The organism is Thiocapsa sp. UBA6158, from assembly GCF_002423035.1.
Lineage (GTDB): Bacteria > Pseudomonadota > Gammaproteobacteria > Chromatiales > Chromatiaceae > Thiocapsa.
Genome location: NZ_DIUM01000132.1, coordinates 1 through 4572 on the forward strand (window position 1 = coordinate 1; position 4572 = coordinate 4572).

5 protein-coding genes are annotated in these 4572 nt (G+C 64.9%); 4 read left to right on the forward strand and 1 reads right to left on the reverse strand.

The features are described 5' to 3' along the window. Positions 1-140: 140 nt before the first annotated feature. Entirely contained in the window at positions 141-665 is a 525-nt protein-coding gene (locus tag B4N44_RS17705) for a substrate-binding domain-containing protein (RefSeq protein ID WP_296703732.1), read from the reverse strand. 352 nt (positions 666-1017) lie between these two features. Here B4N44_RS17705 and B4N44_RS17710 point away from each other — a divergent pair, with 352 nt between their 5' ends. From B4N44_RS17710 to B4N44_RS17725, 4 genes are all read left to right on the forward strand, one after another. Next, a complete protein-coding gene (locus B4N44_RS17710; protein ID WP_296703736.1) occupies positions 1018-2019 on the forward strand; it encodes a proline iminopeptidase-family hydrolase in 1002 nt (333 codons plus the stop codon). 287 nt (positions 2020-2306) lie between these two features. Further along, positions 2307-2792 (forward strand): hypothetical protein, encoded by a 486-nt coding sequence (locus B4N44_RS17715; RefSeq protein WP_296703740.1) that lies wholly within the window; start codon positions 2307-2309, stop codon positions 2790-2792. A 633-nt stretch (positions 2793-3425) separates the two neighbouring features. Further along, positions 3426-3758, forward strand: a complete 333-nt coding sequence (locus B4N44_RS17720) for a hypothetical protein (protein WP_296703742.1) — start codon at positions 3426-3428, stop codon at positions 3756-3758. Positions 3759-3786: 28 nt separating this feature from the next. Continuing rightward, positions 3787-4092 carry a hypothetical protein gene (locus B4N44_RS17725; RefSeq protein ID WP_296703744.1) on the forward strand — a complete coding sequence of 102 codons (306 nt, stop codon included), beginning with the start codon at positions 3787-3789 and terminating at the stop codon, positions 4090-4092. Positions 4093-4572: the final 480 nt, after the last annotated feature.

The following is a 4572-nucleotide window of genomic DNA, read 5'->3' on the forward strand; positions in this document are numbered from 1 at the left end:
GCATCAGTTTCGGTCACACCCGTTGGAACACCTTGCATGATGGCCACCTTGCGGCCTTGATCATCGTTTGGTCCAACTGCTTGCGGACCCTGCGTCGTCAGGGCTTCCAGCCCTGATTCTGTCAGGCCAGGATGGCCTGACTACGCATTTGGCGGCCGATGTGGGCGAAGGGATGATCGAGGCCCCACCTTGCCCTTGCCGCCCATCAGCTCCGCCAGCCGCTCCGCGGCCATTGTTGCCTGGGCGCGGAAGTCGTTGCCGATACTCAGAATCCCGAGTTCATCGGGAGCGACCGAGTCGAATGCCACCATGGGAATGTCGGCCGCCAGCGCAGCGGCCATGGCAGGTCGGTTCAGCGCGGGATCGAGCAGATCCAGCGCGATACCGTCTGCGCCGCTGGCGGTGGCCTCTTTGATGAGGCGGTTCTGCTCCGCGACGTCTGCAGCAGTCGGCGGACGGTAGTCGATCTCAAACCTGGCCCCCGTCTGCGCCTCCAGGAAGCGGGCCTGCTCCAGGGCGCCATCCTTGACCTTCTCGGACCAAGGATGCGCGACTTTGGGGATGAGGACGAAGCGATACTGATCAGGTGACTCAGTAGCTTGGACTCCGCTCGCCATGGAGACCAACGTGATCGCCAACAAGGCGATGGACATGTGCGCAAACATGGAACACCTCCAAACAACAGCGTTCATTTTGACGATGAAACACGCGCCTCGGCTGTCAGCGCCGTTCTCCCCGCCGGATGATTCGCCCGGCATCAAAGGCCCCTATGCGTCGTGCCTTGACATCGTCGAAGTCCGCTCGGATCCTCGCGCGGATGTTGGTGGGCGCCCGCTGCCGCAGTGCGCGCTTGTGGCGAAGCTCCCACAGGGCCTCACGCCCGTCAAGCCGGCGCCAATGGTGCGCCAGCTCCTTCGCTGCTGGAAGGCTCGCGGCAGCGAGTGCACGGGCGGATCGGCAACATCACCGCGGGGGTTCCCAGATCATCCAACAGGCTTGGCCCGAGGAGACGCGCCCATGTCGTCGCCATCCAAACGCGCAGAGACTCATTCCCTGCCTGACTCCGAGCAGTTCATCGCCGTCGAGCAGGGCTACCGCATCTGGTCGCGCAGCCTCGGCGGCGGTGCGCCGCGCGAGCGGACACCCCTGCTCATCCTCCACGGCGGTCCCGGCGTGCCTCACGACTACCTGCAGAATCTCGCAGCGCTCGCCTCGCCCGTGCAGCGCGTGATCTTCTACGACCAGCTCGGCTGTGGGCGCTCCGACCGCCCCGACCGCCCGGAGCTATGGCAGCTGCCGCGCTTCGTCACTGAAGTCGCCACCGTGCGCCAGGCCCTGGGGCTGGATCAGGTGGTCATCCTCGGCCAATCGTGGGGTGGGATGCTCGCCATCGAGTACGCCCTCACCCAGCCGCCCGGGCTGCACGGGCTGATTCTCTCCAACAGCACCCCCAGCGCGCCCCTCTGGGGCGCCGAGACGCGCCGTCTGCGCATGCAGCTCGCCACCGAAGTGCGCGCCGTGCTCGACCATCACGAGACCGCCGGCAGCACCGACAGTGCCGAATACCAGGCCGCCATGGGCGACTTCTACGCCCGCCATGTGATTCGCCTGCAGCCGTTGCCGGCTGAGGTGCAGCGCTCCTTCGACCAGATCGGCCAGCCCTACACCGTCATGTGGGGACCGAGCGAGTTCTGCATCACCGGCAACCTCAAGCACTGGGACCGCACTGACCGGCTCGCCGAGATCCGCATCCCAACCTTACTGATCTCAGGGGAGCACGACGAATCCACGCCCACGATCAACCAGGTCATGCTCGCCGGCCTGCCGGATGCCGAGTGGACGCTCCTGGAGGGCTGCTCACACTTGGCACATGTCGAGGCGCCGGAGCGCTACCTGGCCGCTGTCGAAGGGTTCTTGCCGCGCATCACCCTGCGCTGCTCCGCATGTGAGCCGAAAGCAGCCTCACGCGAAGCCAGCTCAGCGAGTTCAGCCTCATTTGGCAGAGATATCGGTTTCTAAAATTGAAGAATTTCCATCCGTCGTCATCACCGTTCGATCGCCTCGGGGTGTCGGGTGTGGTGTGCGCAGGTTCCGGGGGAAGGCCCCGGGGTCCTTCGACGCGCCGTCGGCAGTGGGCGTGCACGTCGGGCCGCATGCTCGCGGCTCGAGCGGGATCGGGTGTCCTGATGCGGTCGGTGGCATGATGCCGAGACCATCACTGAACCGAGGCCCGCCCGCTCGCCGCGCCCGTCCACATCCACACCTACTCGGGCATCGCGTTCGACCTGCGCGATCCGCGTCCCGAGATGGTGTGCCTGGAGGACATCGTCCATTCACTGTCGCTGATGAACCGCTTCAACGGCGCGGCGCTGTTCCCCTACAGCGTGGCCCAGCACTCGCTCCACGTCGCCGAGCTGCTGTCCCCGGTGCTGCGTCTGGACGGGCTGCTGCACGATGCCGCCGAGGCGTACATCGGCGACATGGTGAGTCCGCTGAAACAGGTGCTGCCGGAGTACAAAGCCGTGGAGGCGCGCATCAGCGCCGTGGTGGCCGAGGTCTTCGGCCTCATCCAGCCCGAGCCGCCCGAGGTCAAGGGCGCGGACCTCGCGGTGCTCGCCGCCGAGCGCGAGCAGGTGTTGCGGCCCTCCTACGGTCCCTGGTTCAAGGACTTTCCGGCGCCGGCACCGATCACCATCGCCAGCCGATCCTGGATGGAGGTGAAGCAGGCCTTCGCCGAGGCCCTCCAGGGCGAGTTGGCGCGGCGCGCGGGTCAATGCACCCGGGTGGGTTGATCGCGATCCGGACAGGTCCGATGCAGGCCCGCATGACGTGGAGCCCGGACCATCATCCTGGCGTTCGGGTCGGCGACCCGGTGTCGGTATTGCCTCGGGAGTCGGTGGAGTGTCGGCAGAGCCGACCGGGATTCTCCTGGTCCGGCCCCCCGGTAGTCCGCCGATGGGGCCGGGATCTTGTTGTGTCAGGATACCGGTATCTCCCAGTAGTCCTCCGCGACCGTTCCCGTGAGAACGTCTTCAAACGTGATCCGCGATTTCCTTAAAAGTATAGTTCTGGCATGGTTATCTGTTTGGATGCTGGGGTTCGACCTCTTGGGCGTCGTCGTTAGCCGATTCGCGACCACCACCGGTTAATCGACACCGTGAAAGGCATCCGACCGGGTTTGTCGCATCGTCGTGTCATCCTCGGTGCACCCAGCTCTCGAACGCCGCTGCATAGGGGCGATCGCCAAGGACTCCGTTCCCCGGAAAGACGCGATGCGACACGCGATACCGCCGATCCTGGCCATCACCGCGACGCTCGGGTGTGCGTGCGCGAGCACTCAGAATTCGCAGCCCGAACAGCCGCTCCTGGAATGGTCTCGGGCTCTCTCTCAAGCCGAAATCCCTGCGTCGGCGACGGCGACGGCGATGGTATCGGTGCCGAGTCCGGCGGAGACGTCCTACGCGGCGTTTTTGCGCTGCCGCGATGCCCTCGGACGGCATCTGGAGTGGGTCGGCGAGATCGCCCCGGCGCTCGCTGCATGCCATCGCGACTTCGAGCCACGCTCGCCGAGTTGCGAGGAATTGAACGCACTGCTCGATCCGAGCCAACTGGATTGGCAGACCGAGGTCGGACGTTGCGTGGCGTCCGGAAACCTCGGGGGCTACGGGATCGAGGAGGTCGGTGCTTCGATCGTTGCCGGCGAGGCCCTGATCCCGGGACTCCTCGCACTCCAAGCGCGGATCCTCGGCGAGTGGTGACCACGGAGATGACCAAGGAGAAGACCCGATGACATTGTCGATGAGGACGATCCTGTGCGGGGCCCTGCTGGGTGTCGGTGCCATGCTCGCCACATCCGCACCGGCCGACACGGAAATCCGCCGCCCGCTCCCCGGCACCAACACCCCCGACTACGGCGGGCCGCTCTTGATCGAGCGCAACGGCATCGTCTATCCGGCAATCCCCGGCACACGCACGCCGGATTACGGGTCCGATGACCGTCTGATCATCCGCGACGGCAAGGTCTACGATGCCATTCCGGGGACCAACACGCCGGATTACGGGTCGGGGCGGTGGTTGTTGCGAGAGCGTTGAAGGGTTGCGACGTTGTTTCGTCATCGGGGTCAAAATGAGTTCGGAGTGAGCGAGGATGGCGATGCCGTGCCGCCCAGGCCGGGTTGCACCTTCGATGCCGCCTGGTTTGAGCCGATTTCGCTGATGTGACGCAGTGCTCGGTTGACCGACCAAGGGGCGCTATCATCAGGAAAGAAGCACTTGGCTGTTCAGCGCCTTGGTTCGATCAATGCGTGGAGTCATGAGCGTGCAGTCGCGGCATTAGTAACGATTCACTAACAAGTAACGCATTTGACCTCAGCCATCTTGTATGAAAAGTGCGTTAGCGACTTGAAAAGGAATCGACGTGCTGCGAGCATCGCTCCCGATGATCCGAACGGGAGTGGTCGCCGCATGAACGAGCTTCCGGGCTACGGCGCAGCGCACGAGGAGACGATGCGGATCTTCGCGCGCACCTTGGACGAGGACCATCGCCGCCGCTAGGAGCCTGTCCGACTTGTC

Bases quoted from the DNA above. Each gene is read 5' to 3' on its own strand.
- B4N44_RS17705 (WP_296703732.1), bottom strand. From the start codon at position 665: ATGTTTGCGCACATGTCCATCGCCTTGTTGGCGATCACGTTGGTCTCC.
- B4N44_RS17710 (WP_296703736.1), top strand. From the start codon at position 1,018: ATGTCGTCGCCATCCAAACGCGCAGAGACTCATTCCCTGCCTGACTCC.
- B4N44_RS17715 (WP_296703740.1), top strand. From the start codon at position 2,307: ATGGTGTGCCTGGAGGACATCGTCCATTCACTGTCGCTGATGAACCGC.
- B4N44_RS17725 (WP_296703744.1), top strand. From the start codon at position 3,787: ATGACATTGTCGATGAGGACGATCCTGTGCGGGGCCCTGCTGGGTGTC.
- B4N44_RS17720 (WP_296703742.1), top strand. From the start codon at position 3,426: ATGGTATCGGTGCCGAGTCCGGCGGAGACGTCCTACGCGGCGTTTTTG.